Raw genomic sequence first — 16,948 nt, 5'->3', positions numbered from 1 at the left:
AGAGTAGCATGGCATCTTATCAATCACGGCAGCGCGATCCGCTCTTGGACAGTGACACCCAGGCGGCGTTGGAAAAACGCAGCAAGGAGTTGCTGGGGATCGGTCTGATCGTGATGGGGCTTTTGGCCGCCGCGATGTTCATCAGCTACACGCCTGATGATCCAAGCTGGATTTCCGCCACTGATGCACCCGTCCAAAACTGGCTGGGCCGCTTCGGGGCCTCGACTGCCGCACCGCTGATGATGGTGGTGGGCAAGGGCATTTGGGTGCTGCCACTGGTGCTGATCGCTTGGGGCGCACGGTTCGTGGGTCACTGGGGTCAGGAACGGGCGCTTGGCCGCTTGCTTTATGCGCCGATGGCGATTGCCGCGGCTTCTGTTTACGCCGCGACATTGGTGCCGGGGGCCGCATGGCCGCCGAACTTTGGACTGGGCGGCATGGTGGGCGACACGGCCCTGGGTGTCGTGCTGACCGTGATCCCGTTCGGAGAAGTCTTTTCGATCAAGCTGATGTCCCTGGTCACCGGTTTGATTTCATTGGCGCTTTTGGCCTTTGCGCTGGGCTTTACCCGGCCAGAACTGCGCGTTGGTGGCCGCTTTGTCCTGCTGGGCACCGTGATGCTTTATGCGCTGATCCTCAAAGTTTTGGGGCAGGGCGCAGGCGCCTCGGCCCGGATGGCAGGCGGAATGCGCGCGGGCATGGCCGCAAAGATGGAGGAACGCCGCGCGGTGCGCGAGGCGATGGCTCGCGAGGCGGCAGAGGAAGAAGCCGCACGCCGCCTGATCCCGGATGGCGACGCAAAAGCTCGCGCCGCTGCGGTGGTGCGCGCCAACCCGGTGATGCCAACCCGCGACGCGGACCCGGCCGCCCGCAAAATGCCGCCCGTTGTGCGCCCGGCTGGCTATGCCGAAGAACCGCCACTCGCCGCACCTGCACGTGCGCCGGAACCCGCGCCTGCGCCCGCACCCAAAGGCCTGTTGTCGGGCCTTTTGCGGCGCAATGACGCTATGCCGGACCCCGAACTGGTGGCGCAGGAACCCCGCGCCTTTGACGAAACACCGGGCAGTGAAGACCGCGTTAAGGCCCGGATTTCCGACGCCATCCGCGCCCGCGTGGCACCCATCGTGCCGCCAACCCTGACCGGTGTGCGGATTGAGCCGTCCTTGACCGCAGGCAAAGGCCCACGCCCGATGATCCTTGATACGGCCCCAGCTGTTGAACCCGAAGCCGTTGAGATGGCCGTGATCGAGGATGAGATCATCGAAGACACGCCTGCAGCAACGCCCGCACCTGCCGTCTATCAGCGCAGCACCCTGCCACAGGCCGAGGCGAAACCGTTGGTGGCAGAGCCGCTGTTTAATCCAGAGGCGCCCGCGGCACCCAAAAAGGTCGTGCACTCCACGCCCAAGGCCGCACCCAGCAAGCAGGCCAAAGCCGAAGCACAGCCCGCGTTGCAGTTTGAAGACAAATATGCCGATTACGAGCATCCGCCGCTGAACCTGCTGACCAACCCGGTCGAAATTCAGCGCCATGTGCTGTCGGACGAAGCGCTGGAAGAAAACGCTCGGATGTTGGAAAGCGTGCTTGATGACTACGGCGTGAAGGGTGAGATCGTTTCAGTCCGCCCTGGCCCTGTGGTCACGATGTACGAGTTGGAGCCTGCACCGGGTTTGAAAGCCTCCCGTGTGATCGGTTTGGCCGATGACATCGCCCGCAGCATGTCGGCCCTGTCTGCGCGTGTGTCCACCGTGCCGGGCCGGTCGGTCATCGGGATCGAACTGCCCAACGAAAACCGCGAAAAGGTGGTGCTGCGCGAAATCCTGTCGCACCGCGACTTTGGCGACGGCAACCAGAAACTGCCACTGGCGCTGGGCAAGGACATTGGCGGTGAGCCGATCATCGCAAACCTCGCCAAGATGCCGCACCTGCTGATCGCCGGGACCACGGGGTCCGGTAAATCCGTGGCAATCAACACGATGATCCTGTCGCTCTTGTATAAGCTGACACCGGAAGAGTGTCGGATGATCATGATCGACCCCAAAATGCTGGAATTGTCCGTTTATGACGGCATTCCGCACCTCCTCTCGCCGGTCGTGACCGATCCGAAGAAAGCTGTGGTGGCCCTCAAATGGGTCGTTGGCGAGATGGAGGAGAGATACCGCAAGATGTCCAAGATGGGCGTGCGCAACATCGACGGCTACAATGGCCGGGTGAAGGACGCGCTGGCCAAGGGCGAGATGTTCAGCCGCACGGTGCAGACCGGATTTGACGATGAAACCGGCGATCCGGTGTTCGAGACCGAAGAATTTGCACCCGAAGTGCTGCCCTATATCGTCGTGATCGTGGACGAGATGGCCGACTTGATGATGGTCGCGGGCAAAGAGATCGAGGCCTGTATTCAGCGTCTGGCGCAGATGGCGCGTGCCTCTGGCATCCATCTGATCATGGCGACACAGCGCCCGTCGGTCGATGTGATCACCGGGACGATCAAGGCCAACTTCCCCACCCGGATTTCGTTCCAGGTGACCTCCAAGATCGACAGCCGCACCATTCTGGGCGAGATGGGGGCCGAGCAACTGCTGGGCATGGGTGACATGCTGTATATGGCCGGCGGTTCCAAGATCACCCGCGTGCATGGGCCGTTCTGTTCGGATGAAGAGGTTGAGGAAATCGTCAACTTCCTTAAAGGCTTCGGTCCGCCTGAGTATATGTCTGGCGTTGTGGACGGCCCCGATGAAGATGCTGAAAGCAGCATTGATCTGGTGCTGGGTCTGGGCGACGGGTCCGATAGCGAAAACGCGCTTTACGACACTGCCGTCGCAATCGTCATCAAGGACCGCAAGTGCTCGACCAGCTATATTCAGCGCAAGCTGGCCATCGGCTACAACAAAGCCGCGCGTCTGGTGGAGCAGATGGAAGATGAAGGCGTCGTGTCATCGGCCAACCATGTGGGCAAGCGCGAGATTTTGGTGCCTGAACAGCACTGACACCACCTTACCATCACGTATCTTGAAGGGGCCGATCAAAAGATCGGCCCTTTTCATTGGAAGGTTCTGCCCCCTTAATGCGGGGGAACCACAAGGGCCCCAAGACATGACCTACGCCACACCGCCCGGCGGGTTGCCGCCACAGGACAAGACGCTGGATGAACGCGCGGTCTTTACCGCCGCCTATGCCTTTATCCCCGCCGACACGATGCGCGACATCACGACCAGTTTCCTACCAGGCTGGACGGGAATGCGCATGTGGGTCATTGCCCGGCCCCTGACCGGCTTTGCCGAAAGTTTCAGCCATTACATCGTGGAACTGGACCATCTGGGAGGTAGTGACGCGCCCGAAGAGAACCCCGCTGCTGAAGGTGTGATCTTTGTTGTCGGTGGGCATGGAGAGCTGACCTTGAATGGTCAGACGCATCTGTTGCGCCCCGGTTCTTATGCCTATCTGCCTGCCGGTGCGGACTGGCAGATCAAGAACGACCATGCTGAGGCTTTCACTTTTCACTGGCTGCGCAAACGCTACCGGCCCAGCCCGCATGTGGCCGCGCCAGTAGGCTTTGTGACCCACGAGGCGGACGCACCGGTAATCGAGATGCCCGATACAGGCGGGCGCTGGTCCACCACCCGCTTTGTCAGCCCCACGGATATGGCCCATGACATGCACGTCAACATCGTGAACTTTGAACCCGGCGGCGTGATTCCCTTTATGGAGACCCATGTGATGGAACATGGGCTGTACGTGCTGGAAGGCACCGCCGAATATCGTCTGAACGATGATTGGGTCAGTGTGGGTCCCGGTGATTACATGTGGCTGCGCGCCTTTTGCCCGCAGGCCTGTCGGGCAACCGGTGACGGACAGTTCCGCTATCTGCTGTACAAGGACGTGAACCGGCACGCAGCGCTGGGGCTATGACGCTGCGCATCGGGATCAACGGCTTTGGCCGGATCGGGCGGACCATCCTGAGACAAGTGCTCGCAGGTCATCCGGATATCGAGGTGGCGCTGATCAACGACATCGCAGAAGTCGCGCTTTGCGCCCATCTTTTTGGCTATGACAGCGTCTTTGGCCCCTATCCGGGGGCCGTGACGGTTCAGGGCGATGTGCTGGTGGTCGACGGGCGGCGCATTCGCTTTGTCTCAGACAGTGATCTGAGCAAGACGGACCTGAGCGGTATCGACCTTTGGCTCGAATGCGCGGGCCATGCCAAAACCCGTGACATTGCGACGCGCGGCCTGCAGGCCGGGGCGCGAAGGGTGCTGATCTCGGGCCCGTCACCTGCTGCGGATGAAACCGTCGTTTTGGGCGCGAATGAGGCCGCGCTTGCGGATCAAAAGATCATCTCGAATGCGTCCTGTACCACCAATGCGCTTGCGCCGCTGGTGCGGGTGCTGGACGAGGCTTTTGGTGTCGACGCCGCGCATATGACAACGATCCACTGTTACACGACCAGTCAGCCGATGATCGACGCACCGCGTGGCGACTTTGCCCGCAGTCGGGCAGGGGCGCTGTCGATGGTGCCCACGACCACAAGTGCGACCGAGATGGTCAAGGTCGTGCTGCCGCACCTCCGCGAGCGGTTGACCGGAGCGGCGGTCAGGGTTCCGGTTGCGAGCGTTTCAGCTATTGATCTGACAGCAACATTGAAAACGGATGTGACGGTCGCGGGGCTGAATGACATGTTGTCGCGCGCCGCGCCCGGAATAATCGGGGTGACGGATTTGCCGCTTGTCTCATCTGATCTGCGCAGCCGACCCGAAAGCCTGATCGTGGCGACGCCGGAAACGATGGCAACAACACCAAATCAAGTGCGGATTTTTGGTTGGTACGACAATGAATGGGGATTTTCGGCGCGCATGATCGACATGGCGCGCCGGATGGCGTGCTGAGGAGGGGGCTGTCTGCCCCCGCACCGGCAAGCCGGTGCCCCCCGAGGATTATTTTAGCCAGAAGAAGGGGGGACCACCATAAACGGTGTAGGCAGCTTGAATTCCTCAAGGTTTGTGCCGGTACCAATACGGTCGATCACCGCGAAAAGGCCGGGGGCTGCCAGCGGTGTCAGCACGCCATGCCATATGTTGCGGTGCAGATTGATGCCTTGGCCGGGGGCAGTGACAAAAGCCTGCGGCGTGCCGGGCAGGCCTGCGGCATCGGGGGCCACGATCACCAGAAACGGGTTTTGGTGCATGGGGATAAAGGCCTGTGACCCTTCGGGATGCCGTTCCAGCAGGTCGCAAGTATAGGGCAGATTGCGAGGGGTTGCGTCAAACAGGCTGATCCCGGCGCGTCCGGTGCCGAAATCGAGCAAAGCGCGGTCATTGTAGCGGCCGCAAAGCCCGGCGTTGATGATCTTGTCGGGGCCGCCTGAACACTCCAGCACATCGCCAAAAGGGGCGAATTCGGTGGCGGTCAAGGGGTGGGCGGTGATCTTCATAGCATGTCCCGCAGCCGCAATTCTGCGATCCGTTCGACCTGGGCGCAGGCGGTGGCAAACTCGGTTTCGCGGTCGTTCTGCAGCCGTGTCTCAAAGGCGCGCAGGATGTCGTCTTTGGTGTTGTCGCGCACTGCGAGGATGAAGGGAAATCCGAATTTTTCGACGTAAGCGGCGTTGGCCTGTTCGAAGGTGGCGCGTTCCGTGTCGGTCAGCGCATCAAGGCCGACGCTGGCCTGTTCGGCGGCGGAATGCGCCGTCAGACGCTTTGCAGCGGCCAGTTTGCCCGCGAGATCAGGGTGGGCAGTCAGTACGCCAAGGCGTTCATCCGCGCTGGCACTGCGGAACATCCGGCACAGCGCGCTGTGCACACCGGTAGCACTGTCGTGGGCTGGCCCAAGTTCCAGCGCATGGGCGCGTTCGGCGATCCAGGGGGAGTGTTCGAAAACGCCCCCGAAGGTGTCCACAAAACGCGCGCGGTCCATCTGGCTGGGCTTGTCGCCCGTCCCGGCAGGATGGGTGGCGCGCCAGTGATCCGCGATCTGGCTGCGAGAGGCGAACCAGACATCCGCATGGCCCTGCGCATAGGCGATAAAGTCGCGCAACGCCTCTGCCCTGCCGGGGCGGCCCGCCAGACGGCAATGCAGGCCAATGGACATCATTCGCCCGCCTTCGCGATAAAGCCCGTCAAACGTCGCCTTGAGGTAATCGTAAAACTGTGCGCCTGCATTGAACCCCTGCGGCGTGGCAAAGCGCATGTCGTTGCAATCCAGCGTATAAGGCACGACCAGATGATCGCGGCGCCCGATCCGCTGCCAATAGGGCAGGTCGTCGGCATAGCTGTCGGCCAGCCAGTTGAACCCGGCCTCGGCCCCCAGCCGCAGCGTGTTCATGCTGGCCCGGCCTTGGTAGAACCCGGTGGGCGGGGTGCCGGTCACTTCGGTGTGCAGGCGGATGGCCTCGGCAATATGGGCGCGTTCTTCGTCTTCGGGCATGTCCTTGTATTCGATCCACTTCAGCCCGTGCGTCGCCATGTCCCAACCGCTGGTCTGCATCGCGGCCACCTGATCAGGGGACCGGGCGAGTGCAGTGGCCACGCCAAAAACCGTGACTGGCAGGTCGCCCAAGATCCGGTGCAACCGCCAGAACCCGGCCCGCGCGCCGTATTCATAGATCGTCTCCATGTTCCAATGCCGCTGGCCGGGCCAGGCGGCGGCACCGACGATTTCGGACAAAAACGCCTCTGACGTGGGATCACCGTGAAGCAGATTGTTTTCACCACCTTCTTCGTAGTTCACCACGATCTGAACCGCGATCCGCGCACCGCCGGGCCATTGGGCATCTGGGGGCGTCGGGCCGTGGCCTGACATATCGCGCGGGTAACGGTTCATCTGGACTTCCATCTTTTGGTCGTGAATTGATTGTGCCCAAGGGACTGGCACAGGGAACAGCAAAATGTATGACGCCGCAATCCTTTGGGACTGGATCGCCTTTGCGGTGCGCTGGCTGCATGTGATTACGGCGATCGCCTGGATCGGGTCGTCGTTCTATTTCATCGCCCTTGATCTGGGTCTGAACCGCGACATCAAGGGTCCGGCGGATGGCGAAGAATGGCAGGTCCACGGCGGCGGTTTCTACCACATTCAAAAGTATCTGGTCGCGCCAGAGGCGATGCCCGCGCATCTGACATGGTTCAAGTGGGAAAGCTACGCCACATGGCTGTCCGGTTTCGCCATGTTGGCTGTGATTTATTGGGTCGGGGCAGAGCTTTATCTGATCGACCCGGCCAAGGCGGACCTTGCGATCTGGCAGGGGATCGGGCTGTCGGCTGCGTCGCTGGCGGTGGGGTGGCTGATCTATGACGCGCTGTGCAAATCGCCGCTGGGTGAAACGCCAACCACGCTGATGGTCCTGTTGTTTGGGGTGTTGGTGGTCATGTCCTGGGGCTACAATCAGGTGTTTACCGGCCGGGCGGCGCTGCTGCATCTGGGGGCGTTTACGGCCACGATCATGACGGCCAATGTGTTCCTGATTATCATGCCGAACCAGCGGATCGTCGTGGCTGACCTTCAGGCCGGGCGCACGCCGGACCCCAAGTACGGCAAGATTGCCAAGCTGCGGTCGACCCATAATAACTATCTGACGCTGCCCGTCATCTTCCTGATGCTCAGCAACCATTACCCACTGTCGTTTGGCACGGAATATGCTTGGATTATCGCCGCACTCGTGTTCCTGATGGGGGTCACGATCCGGCACTACTTCAACTCCATGCACGCGCGGCAGGGTCAGCCGCATTGGACGTGGGCCGCGACGGTGCTGTTATTCATCACCATCGCCTGGCTATCGACCTTTCCGGGCCATGACACATATGAGGTATCAGAGGCCCGTGCGTTGACCGGCTATGAAACGCGATTTGCCGAAGCCGAGGGGTTTGATCAGGTCCATGACATCGTGCGCGGGCGGTGTTCCATGTGCCATGCCAGGCAACCGGTCTGGGGCAACATGCAGTGGGCCCCCAAGGGCGTGTTTCTGGAAACCCGCGCGGATGTCGCGGCACATGCCCGCGAAATCTATCTGCAATCGGCGGTCAGTCACGCAATGCCACCCGCCAATATCACGCAGCTGCCGGATGCGGACCGGTTCGTGTTGGCGAATTGGTATCGCGCGGCACGTTCGTCCAAAAATTGACGTGGCAGTCATTTCTTAAAACATTGGCATTAAGGCTTGCGGCAATTCCCATTCTGAATGGAGGCCGCGATGCGTCTGCTAAAACTTGTCTTTGCGATTGTTCTGATGACAATGCCTGCCCTGGCCCGGGCAGAGGCTCTCGTTGTCGCGACGGGCGAGTATTCTCCGTATACCGGCGAACAACTGGAAAACGGTGGCTTTGTGAACGAAACGGTTGCAGAGATCGCCAAGAACGCGGGATATGAACCCGACTTCAGATTTATGCCGTGGAGACGCGGGCTTGAGGCCGTTCGGCGCGGCACCTTTCACGCCTCGTCGTTTTGGTATTTCAGCGAAGAGCGGAACGCTGATTTCATCCACGTCGGCCCTGTGTCGAGCGAAAGGCTCGTGTTTTTCCATCGCACAGACCGGACCCTGCCGGACTGGCAGGATTTGTCGGACCTGTCCGGCCTGCGGATTGGCGCAGTGCCAGAGTTTACCTATACGCCAGAGCTTTGGGAATTGGCTGAGAATGGTACGCTGACCGTTGTGACCGCCCCAACCGATGAAGCCAATCTGAAGAAGCTGATGTCCGGACGGATCGACCTTTTCCCAATGAGTGAGATGAATGGTCTAAGATTGATTGAAGAATTGTTTAGCGGGCAAGAGCGGGCCCAGCTGACGGTTCATCCGAACGAACTGGTGGAGACTCAAGGGTATCTGCTGGTGTCGCGTGCGATCCCAGACGCAGAGGCTGTTGCGGCTGCACTGCAATCTGCTTTGGATGATCTGCCTGTAGAAAGCATCGCTATCACATCTGCCCTGATGTCCAACTAGGCCGGTGTCGTGACGGACCAAATAGAACCTTTGGGCAACCTTGATGTGCCTCGTCGCAGGTTGAGTGTTGTCCTGCTCAAGCGCACACTGCTGATCGCTTTCATTTTGGGAACAGCGGCAGCGGTGCTTCAGTTGTTAATGGACTTTTCGCAACAAAAACGAGCCGTGGAATTGGTGGCAGAAGACTATCTGGTCAGCCTTGCGCCCTCTGCGGCTTCTGCGGCCTATAACTACCATGACGAGGCAGCGGAACAGGTTGTCGATGGCTTGTTCACGCTGAATGCAGTGCGGCGAGTTGAAATCATCAACGATGGTGCGATCATGGTATCAGAAGAACGCATCGTTGAGCCCACGTTACCCGGTCTTGGCTGGGTGACAGCGCCGGATCCGATCACCTTGTCACGGGTTTTGGTCCTGCCCGAAGAAACCGGCAGCGATACGCCATTTGGAAAGATAAGCATAGAAGTCGACCGCGCGATTGTATCGCCTGCAATTGTCAGCCGTATGCTATCGTATTTCCTGTTGTCGATGGCCAAGAATGTGGTCTTTGGCCTTGTCATCGCCGGTTTGGTCTTTGGGATCATGGCGCATTATATCCTCAAACTCGCGGACGCCGCTGCGCGTTGGCAACCTGGTAAGGGCGCGATCAACGTCCCCGATGCGCCTACCATGCTGCAAGGAACAGAAGTCGAGGTGCTGAGCGGGCGTATTCAACGCATGTCCGAAGGGGCCGAATTGGCGATTGATCTGGTGGAAAAGGACAACAGCGTCCTGACCGAACAATCCGATGCGCTGCTGCGCGCGGTGGAAGAACGCACTGAACGGCTCAAGAAAAAGTCAGAGGAATTGCGCCGCGCCAACCAACGGCTTGTGCGACTGGCGGAACACGATGCGCTGACAGGCCTGAACAATCGCGGCGCTTTTGATCGCAAAGCGGTCGAAAGCTATGCCCGCAGCAGCGCTGCGCCAGAACCAGTCGCGATCCTGCTGATCGATGTTGATGAATTCAAAGCTTACAATGATTTCTATGGCCATCAGGCGGGCGACGCTTGTCTGACCCGTGTGGCGCAAGCAATTGATCGCGTGGCAGCCACGGACACCCGCATCTGTGCGCGCTATGGCGGCGAAGAGTTTGTGATCATGCTGACCGGCGCCTCTGTCGAAGCGTGCGAAGCTTATGCCGTAGCCCTGCATGACAGTGTGCGATCCGAACAGATCCCGCACCAACGCGCCGCCCATGCTAACCATCTGACCGTCAGCATTGGCCTGTCATGGGAGGTGCCGGACGACACCACCACCCTTGAGGCGCTGCTGTCCGATGCCGACGAAGCGCTTTATGAGGCCAAACGTCGGGGCCGCAACCAGACCGTGTTCGTCACGGGTCGTATCCGGGCAGAGGCGAAAGATCGTCGCGCGCGCAAGGATATGTTGCTGCAGGCGCTTGAGCGGCGCGAATTCGAACCTGTGTTCCAGCCGCAATATGACCTTTCAACCGGCAGGCTTTACGGGGCGGAGGCTTTGGTGCGCTGGCGCACCCCTGATGGCCGGATCGAGGCCCCCGGCAGTTTCATGGCTGAAGCCGAAGGCATGAACATTATGGAAATGATTGATCTGATCATGCTTGAGAAATGCGGGGATTTTCTATCGGAGCTCGCCGCTAAGGGCCTGCATCTGCCACATTTGTCGGTTAACGCGACCGCACAGGACCTGCTGGGTGATGCTTACGTGCCGTATGTGATCGAAATGGCGCGGCGCTCAGACACCGCATTGTCAGTCGAATTGGTCGAATCCGCGCTGATTGACGGGTTTGACGATACGGCCCTTGCCAAGCTGGACGCGATGCGCAGCGCCGGTGTCTCAATCGAGATTGATGATTTTGGCACCGGCCAAACCTCTGTTCTGGGGTTGCGGGTGGCGCAACCGGATCGTCTGAAAATCGCACAGGAACTGATCGCCCCGATCAGCGATGACCCCGCTGCGCTGGCGCTGGTGCGTTACATGGTTGATACCGCCCGGGTGCTGGGCATCGGCACAATTGCAGAGGGCGTCGAAACCGAACAGCAATCGCGCCTGCTGCAGGACATGGATTGCACCCTGCATCAGGGCTATTTCTATGCCAAACCCATGCCAAAAAGCGACTTTCTGACCCTTTTGCGCAGCAGCGATGCAGGGTTGCACAAGGCGGCCTCTTGATACGCAGGCACCCGCGGCCTGCGCGCATTTCCCAATATCCGGAATACCCGCCAGGCCCGCCAAGGGGCGGTGCCGTCATCGGTTCACACAGGCATGTTATCGCTTAGCAAACGACAATCCGCTGTTGTGCCCCCATATCGCTAAGGTGCATCAAGACGCAAAGGACGAGAAGTCAGGTGAACGATATGACGACACGACGCAATTTCATGACGGGCGTTGCCGCAACGGCGCTGGTCGCTGCAGGCGGTTCCGCACAGGCACAACAACTGTCGCTGGCAGAGGTTTCGAATTACCTGAACCGGTTGCAGACAGCCCAAGGCGGGTTTACCCAGATCAATGGTGATGGCACGTTATCGACCGGCCAGATTTTCATCAAACGGCCCGGGCGCATCCGGTTTGAATATAACCCGCCCGACAACAGCCTTGTGATGGCGGGCGGCGGGTCGGTCGCGGTTTTTGATCCCCGATCCAACACCGGGCCGGAACGCTACCCGCTGAACCAGACCCCGTTGAAGATCATTCTGGAACAAAACGTCGATCTCGGCCGCGCCCGCATGGTCACCGGCCACACCAGCGACGGCACCAGCACCACCATCACAGCCCAGGATCCCGACAACCCGCAATACGGCAACATCCAGATGGTGTTCACTGCAAACCCGGTTGAGCTGCGGCAATGGATTGTCACTGATGATGTGGGTCAGACCACGACTGTGATCCTCAACGATCTGCGCGCGGGCGGGGCGATCGACAATATCAAGTTCAATATTCTGGCCGAGACCAACAAACGCGGCTGACCTCAGGCCACCCCGGAGATTATTCCTTGGGGTGGCTTTTTGCAAAGGCGACTTTGGCGGCATCGGACGCTTCGGTCTGGTGCCGGGCTTTCCAGTCCGCAAAGGGCATGCCGTAGAACGCCTCGCGCCCTTCGTCTTTCGACATGTCGATCCCGCGCGCATTGGCAGCTTCCTGATACCAGCGGCTCAGGCAATTCCGGCAGAACCCGGCAAGGTTCATCATGTCGATATTCTGGGCATCAGGCCGATCCTGCATCAGGTGCTGTTGCAAGCGGCGAAAGGCGGCGGCTTCAATCTCTATCCGGGTCTGGTCGTCCATCGGTGTCTCCTGTCACAGGCCGGTATCGGCCAATATCTGTTTCAATATAGGCGCCAATCGCTGGGCCCAAAGGGTCTGGCCCGCCGCATCGGCAATCAGGTCATTGCGCAATTCAATCAGCACATTGGGCCGCCCGTCCGTAAGCGCGTGTCGGTCGATGCTATCGCCGGGCAAGTGGCCCAAATAGGGCTCATTGTCGCCGGTGGCCCAGCCTTGCGCGCGGCAGGCATCCATCAGTGGGCGGGCAAGGCGGTCGTCATTGGCATAAAGAACGCCAATTTCCCAAGGGCGTGGCGCACGGCCGCGCAATTGCGGGGTAAAGCTGTGCACGGCGCAAATCACGGTGCCCGGTCGCGCCGCCAGTTCGGCCAGTGCGTCATGGTAGGGATCATATAGTCGCGCGACACGCCGCGCCTTTTCGTCCGCGTCGGCATAAGCATTGGCGGGAATGATCGTGCCGTCATAAAGCCGCATCAGTCGCGTGGGGTCATCCGGGCCCCGGTTGGGGTCAATCACCAGCCGCGAGAACTGCGACAGGATCGCGGGCGCATCCAGCAGATCGGCGAGCGCCGTTGTCACCCCCGCCGCGCCCACATCATAAGCGATGTGACGTTCCATATCTGCCGCGGGCAGCCCCAGATCGCCACCGTTGACCCAAGCGGGCACGCGATTGCTGGCGTGATCGCAAGTCACAAGCCAGCGTCCGGGTCGATCTACACCGCTAATTTCAAAGGCGTCCTGTGTCATATCTACCTGTCATTCCCTTGTTACCGGACTTAGGCCAGTTGTGACCGGAATGGAATTGCGCAATAAGGGCGCGAATATCTCGTTACCGCTAACGACCCTCCCTTCGTTTGCGGCAAGACCCTGAAGGATGACCCATGAGACGCCACCGCAACGTCAAGATCACGGCCACGCTTGGTCCGGCCTCCAATGACTATGAAATGATCCGCGCTTTGCATGAGGCGGGTGCCGATGTGTTTCGCCTGAACATGAGTCACGGAGATCACGCCGAAATCCGTGCCCGGCACGAGATCATTCGCCAGATTGAAAAGGACTTGAACAGCCCGATCGGCATTCTCGCCGACTTGCAAGGCCCCAAACTGCGCGTTGGCGTGTTTGCCAACGATGACGGTGAAGAGCTTGAGGTTGGCGCGTCATTCCGTCTGGACCTGAGCGATGCCCCCGGCGACGTGAGCCGCGTGCAATTGCCCCATAAAGAGATTTTTGACGCGCTTGAGCCCGGTTCGCACCTGCTGGTGAATGACGGCAAAATCAAGCTACAGGTCAAGGATTGTGGCGCGGATTTTGCAGATTGCGAAGTCCTCGTGGGCGGGACGATTTCGAACCGCAAAGGCGTGAATGTGCCTGATGTGGTGCTGCCGCTGGCGGCCTTGTCCGAGAAAGACCGCAAAGACCTCGATTTCGTGTGTGATCTGGGCGTTGATTGGCTGGCGCTGTCCTTTGTGCAGCGCCCCGCAGACGTCGAAGAAGCGCGCAAACTGTGCAAGGGTCGTGCCGCGATCCTGTCCAAGATCGAAAAACCGGCGGCCGTGAAGGCGTTTGACAGCATTCTTGCGGTGAGCGACGGCATTATGGTGGCCCGTGGCGATCTGGGTGTGGAACTGCCGGTGCAGAACGTGCCGCCCATTCAAAAGCAGTTGGTCCGCAAGTGTCGCGCGGCTGCAAAACCGGTGATCGTGGCGACGCAAATGCTGGAGTCGATGATTGAATCGCCGATGCCAACCCGCGCCGAAGTCTCTGACGTGGCCGCCGCTATTTATGAAGGTGCCGATGCGGTCATGTTGTCGGCGGAAAGTGCCGCTGGCAGCTTCCCAATTGAGGCGGTGACCACGATGGACAACGTGGCGCGTGAGGTCGAAGAAGACCCGACCTACACCGAAATTATCGAAGCGTCGCGCACCGCCAAGCGGCAGTCTGTGGCCGACGGCATCGTCGCTGCGGCCCGCGAAATCGCCGAGACGACGGACATCAAAGCGATCTGCTGTTTCTCGCAGTCGGGTGCCACCGCATCGCTGGTTGCACGCGAACGGCCGCGTGTGCCGATTGTGGCGCTGACGAACTACACCAGCACCGCGCGCCGCCTGTGCCTGAGCTGGGGCACCAACTGCGTCGTCACTGGCCCGGTTGACCGGTTCAAGGACGCGGTGATCGCCGCGGTCCGCGCAGCGCTGGAACAGGATATGGCCACAGAAGACGACATGGTCGTCGTCACCGCCGGTGTGCCGTTCAACACGCCGGGGTCCACGAACATTCTGCGTGTGGCGCCTTGTGCGGAACGATTGATCTATGCAGCGGATCCAGAGTAAGCCTGCGTTAACCTTGTTAGCGTAAGGGCGTCTTATGGATCCTGATCTGTTCTTTGTTGCTGGGCTGGCGATGGCCGTTCTGGCGATCCCAGCCATTTTCAGCGCACTGCTGGACGGGCGCGCCCCGCGCCTGCCAGCTTACCTATTCATCATTGGTGGGCTGATGATTGGCTACGCGGTGCAGCAGCGCCCGATGGCATATGGCTTTGACACGATCCCAGACGTTGTCGTGCGCGTCATTGGGCGATACACCAGTTAGACCGTATTCAATCAGGGTGGGCGGATATGAACGATCAATCCAAAGGCACACCGTTTGACGGCGATCAACTGCAAGACACCCGCTTTCACCGTGCCAATATGGCTGGATCAGATTTTGACGGGGTCAACCTGATAGGGGCGCGGTTTTTTGCTGTGCTCACCGATGCCAAGTTCACTGACACCAATCTGCACAAGGCCGATTTCGACGACGTGAACCTGTCGCAGGCGCGGTTCAACAATGTCACGCTGGCGGGCACTACGATCAGCAATGCCAACCTGTCGGGCCTGTCGATTGATGGTGTCACCCTGGCGGATTGCAGTATTCAGAACGCCGATCTGACGGGCATGCGGATCAACGGTGTGCTGGTGACGGATCTATTTGCCGCATACGAGGCCGCAAATGCCTGATGGCTGGGGCTTTGCCCCTTGTCACACCACCCGATTCCCCCTAAAGGAACGCTTCAACCCGCGCGTCCGGCCGAAATGGCATGCCGAGTCGCGTGTAAACCGACCCAAAAGACGGAGACGGAAATGCCGAAGATGAAGACAAAGTCGAGCTGCAAAAAGCGGTTCAAGGTGACGGCTTCTGGCCGCGTGGTGGCGGCTCAGGCCGGAAAGCGCCACGGAATGATCAAGCGCACCAACAAGTTCCTGCGTAACGCACGCGGCACAACAACCCTGTGCAAGGCTGATGAAGGTATCATCAAGCCTATGATGCCCTACGCAAAATAAGGAGAATTTGATATGCGCGTTAAAGGTGGAACCGTCACGCACCGTCGTCACAAGAAAGTTCTCGACGCTGCGAAAGGCTATTATGATCGCCGCTCCAAGACCTTCAAGGTCGCCAAGCAGGCCGTCGACAAAGCCAACCAATATGCGACCCGTGACCGTCATAACCGCAAGCGGAACTTCCGCTCGCTCTGGATCCAGCGGATCAACGCAGGTGTGCGGTCAATCGACGAGTCGCTGACATATTCCAAGTTCATCAACGGTCTGACACTGGCCGGGATCGAGGTTGACCGCAAAGTGCTGGCTGACCTCGCCGTGAACGAACCAGAGGCATTTGCCGCCATCGTTGGTAAAGCCAAGGCAGCAATGGCCTAAGGCCATATTGCCAGATAGATCAATGGCCCGGATGAGTGATCATCCGGGCCATTTTTGTTTGCCGCCGTGACCGTCAGTGACCGGCCGCAAACGCGCCCTGTTCCACGAACTGCTGCCCGCCGTAGGTGCTGTTAACTTGCAGGCCGCCGACGATTTCGTCGCCAGTTACACCGGCAATCAACCCAGCAAAATTGCCGCCGTTCGAGGTTCCGGTAATGGCCGCGGTGGAAAAAGCCCCGCCGCTGATGTCGCCGCTAAAACGGCCATTGCCATTAAATCCGGTTTGTTCCAGCACAATGTCGTCCACGCTGACAGTGGCAAAGACATTGCCGGTTGTCAGACTGCCGTATTCACGATTGGTGATCCGGCCCCGCACGGTGTCGTTGCCAAAATTTGCTGTGATGCGAGCATCACCCGTCATACGGCCAATCGCGTTGTTATTGTTGGTCAGAATGCCGACATAATCGCCGGTCAGCGTCGCACTGCCCGTGGTGGGTGCATCGGTCTGTGTCAGCCGTGCGAATTGCGATGACAGGTGCTGTGGGTCGGTGCCGTTGCGTGTAAAGGCCACGCCTGCACGCGAATTGCCGGTCGCGCTGACAAAGGCCGTAGCCTGTTCCGAACCGGTTTGTCTGCCGCCGACGAACGTGCCTGCCGATGCGATGGAACCCGCCGTCAGGGTGGTGGTCACGTCACCCATATCAACCTTGATCCGGTCGCCCGCGGCATTCAATTCCAGCTCACCGGGGCCATCGCCCTGATGTGCCTGAACCGGGGCAAATTTTGGCGTGGTGACTGTGGTGCCTCCGCCGCCGCCACAAGCTGCCAATGTCAGGCAAGCCGCGCCTATCAGAAAGACCTTTTTCATCTCTTACTCCTTTACCAATTCCATGCCGCACTTGGCGTGCGGGATCTGGTCATTTGCTTAGCAAGGGATGGGGCCTGACATGGCGCTGTCGTTTCTGATGCGAAGGTCGCCCAAGCAAAAGGGCCGCCCGGCGGACGGCCCTGTCGTACTTGA

Annotated in this window: 17 protein-coding genes; 12 read left to right on the top strand and 5 right to left on the bottom strand. The window is 59.8% G+C overall.

Annotated features, from left to right (window positions below):
• Positions 1-8: 8 nt before the first annotated feature.
• The 3 genes from AB3Y40_RS18430 (at position 9) to AB3Y40_RS18420 (ending at position 4,883) form a co-directional block, all read left to right on the top strand.
• Positions 9-2,987 (top strand): DNA translocase FtsK, encoded by a 2,979-nt coding sequence (locus tag AB3Y40_RS18430; protein WP_369440355.1) that lies wholly within the window; start codon positions 9-11, stop codon positions 2,985-2,987.
• 106 nt (positions 2,988-3,093) lie between these two features.
• On the top strand, positions 3,094-3,909 hold the full coding sequence (locus tag AB3Y40_RS18425) for a bifunctional allantoicase/(S)-ureidoglycine aminohydrolase (RefSeq protein ID WP_369440354.1): 816 nt from the start codon (positions 3,094-3,096) through the stop codon (positions 3,907-3,909).
• Positions 3,906-4,883, top strand: coding sequence for a type I glyceraldehyde-3-phosphate dehydrogenase (locus tag AB3Y40_RS18420; protein WP_369440353.1), 978 nt, complete (start codon positions 3,906-3,908; stop codon positions 4,881-4,883). Before AB3Y40_RS18425 ends, AB3Y40_RS18420 begins: the two co-directional genes overlap by 4 nt.
• 53 nt (positions 4,884-4,936) lie before the next feature.
• Here AB3Y40_RS18420 and AB3Y40_RS18415 read toward each other — a convergent pair whose 3' ends face one another.
• Both AB3Y40_RS18415 and puuE read right to left on the bottom strand, forming a co-directional pair.
• Complete coding sequence (locus tag AB3Y40_RS18415) at positions 4,937-5,428, bottom strand: ureidoglycolate lyase (protein WP_369440352.1); 492 nt, start codon at positions 5,426-5,428, stop codon at positions 4,937-4,939.
• Entirely contained in the window at positions 5,425-6,816 is a 1,392-nt protein-coding gene (gene puuE, locus AB3Y40_RS18410; protein WP_369440351.1) for an allantoinase PuuE, read from the bottom strand. The genes AB3Y40_RS18415 and puuE overlap by 4 nt, the downstream gene beginning before the upstream one ends.
• 64 nt (positions 6,817-6,880) lie before the next feature.
• On the opposite strand from puuE, the gene AB3Y40_RS18405 reads away from it, so the two are divergent.
• The 4 genes from AB3Y40_RS18405 (at position 6,881) to AB3Y40_RS18390 (ending at position 11,916) form a co-directional block, all read left to right on the top strand.
• Positions 6,881-8,113 (top strand): urate hydroxylase PuuD, encoded by a 1,233-nt coding sequence (locus tag AB3Y40_RS18405; RefSeq protein ID WP_369440350.1) that lies wholly within the window; start codon positions 6,881-6,883, stop codon positions 8,111-8,113.
• A 105-nt stretch (positions 8,114-8,218) separates the two neighbouring features.
• On the top strand, positions 8,219-8,929 hold the full coding sequence (locus AB3Y40_RS18400) for a substrate-binding periplasmic protein (RefSeq protein ID WP_369440349.1): 711 nt from the start codon (positions 8,219-8,221) through the stop codon (positions 8,927-8,929).
• Positions 8,930-8,938: 9 nt separating this feature from the next.
• On the top strand, positions 8,939-11,122 hold the full coding sequence (locus AB3Y40_RS18395) for a putative bifunctional diguanylate cyclase/phosphodiesterase (RefSeq protein ID WP_369440348.1): 2,184 nt from the start codon (positions 8,939-8,941) through the stop codon (positions 11,120-11,122).
• A 185-nt stretch (positions 11,123-11,307) separates the two neighbouring features.
• On the top strand, positions 11,308-11,916 hold the full coding sequence (locus AB3Y40_RS18390) for a LolA family protein (RefSeq protein WP_369440347.1): 609 nt from the start codon (positions 11,308-11,310) through the stop codon (positions 11,914-11,916).
• A gap of 19 nt (positions 11,917-11,935) precedes the next feature.
• On the opposite strand, the gene AB3Y40_RS18385 is transcribed toward AB3Y40_RS18390, so the two are convergent.
• A complete protein-coding gene (locus AB3Y40_RS18385) occupies positions 11,936-12,235 on the bottom strand; it encodes a DUF1244 domain-containing protein (protein WP_369440346.1) in 300 nt (99 codons plus the stop codon).
• A gap of 12 nt (positions 12,236-12,247) precedes the next feature.
• On the bottom strand, positions 12,248-12,982 hold the full coding sequence (locus AB3Y40_RS18380) for an N-formylglutamate amidohydrolase (RefSeq protein WP_369440345.1): 735 nt from the start codon (positions 12,980-12,982) through the stop codon (positions 12,248-12,250).
• A gap of 134 nt (positions 12,983-13,116) precedes the next feature.
• On the opposite strand from AB3Y40_RS18380, the gene pyk reads away from it, so the two are divergent.
• The 5 genes from pyk to rplT all read left to right on the top strand — a co-directional run bounded on the left by pyk (position 13,117) and on the right by rplT (position 15,927).
• Positions 13,117-14,565 carry a pyruvate kinase gene (gene pyk, locus AB3Y40_RS18375; RefSeq protein WP_369440344.1) on the top strand — a complete coding sequence of 483 codons (1,449 nt, stop codon included), beginning with the start codon at positions 13,117-13,119 and terminating at the stop codon, positions 14,563-14,565.
• Between the two features lie 34 nt (positions 14,566-14,599).
• Positions 14,600-14,824, top strand: coding sequence for a hypothetical protein (locus AB3Y40_RS18370; RefSeq protein ID WP_369440343.1), 225 nt, complete (start codon positions 14,600-14,602; stop codon positions 14,822-14,824).
• A 26-nt stretch (positions 14,825-14,850) separates the two neighbouring features.
• Complete coding sequence (locus AB3Y40_RS18365; protein ID WP_369440342.1) at positions 14,851-15,231, top strand: pentapeptide repeat-containing protein; 381 nt, start codon at positions 14,851-14,853, stop codon at positions 15,229-15,231.
• Between the two features lie 123 nt (positions 15,232-15,354).
• On the top strand, positions 15,355-15,555 hold the full coding sequence (rpmI, locus tag AB3Y40_RS18360) for a 50S ribosomal protein L35 (RefSeq protein ID WP_369440341.1): 201 nt from the start codon (positions 15,355-15,357) through the stop codon (positions 15,553-15,555).
• 12 nt (positions 15,556-15,567) lie between these two features.
• Positions 15,568-15,927 carry a 50S ribosomal protein L20 gene (gene rplT / locus AB3Y40_RS18355; RefSeq protein ID WP_369440340.1) on the top strand — a complete coding sequence of 120 codons (360 nt, stop codon included), beginning with the start codon at positions 15,568-15,570 and terminating at the stop codon, positions 15,925-15,927.
• A gap of 73 nt (positions 15,928-16,000) precedes the next feature.
• Here rplT and AB3Y40_RS18350 read toward each other — a convergent pair whose 3' ends face one another.
• Positions 16,001-16,795, bottom strand: coding sequence for a HupA family protein (locus tag AB3Y40_RS18350; protein WP_369440339.1), 795 nt, complete (start codon positions 16,793-16,795; stop codon positions 16,001-16,003).
• Between the last annotated feature and the right edge of the window lie 153 nt (positions 16,796-16,948).

Source organism: Yoonia sp. R2331 (assembly GCF_041103235.1).
Taxonomy (GTDB): Bacteria; Pseudomonadota; Alphaproteobacteria; order Rhodobacterales; family Rhodobacteraceae; genus CANMYO01.
The sequence above is the reverse complement of the archived record's forward strand: the minus strand, read 5'-3'. Positions and strand labels throughout refer to the sequence as shown.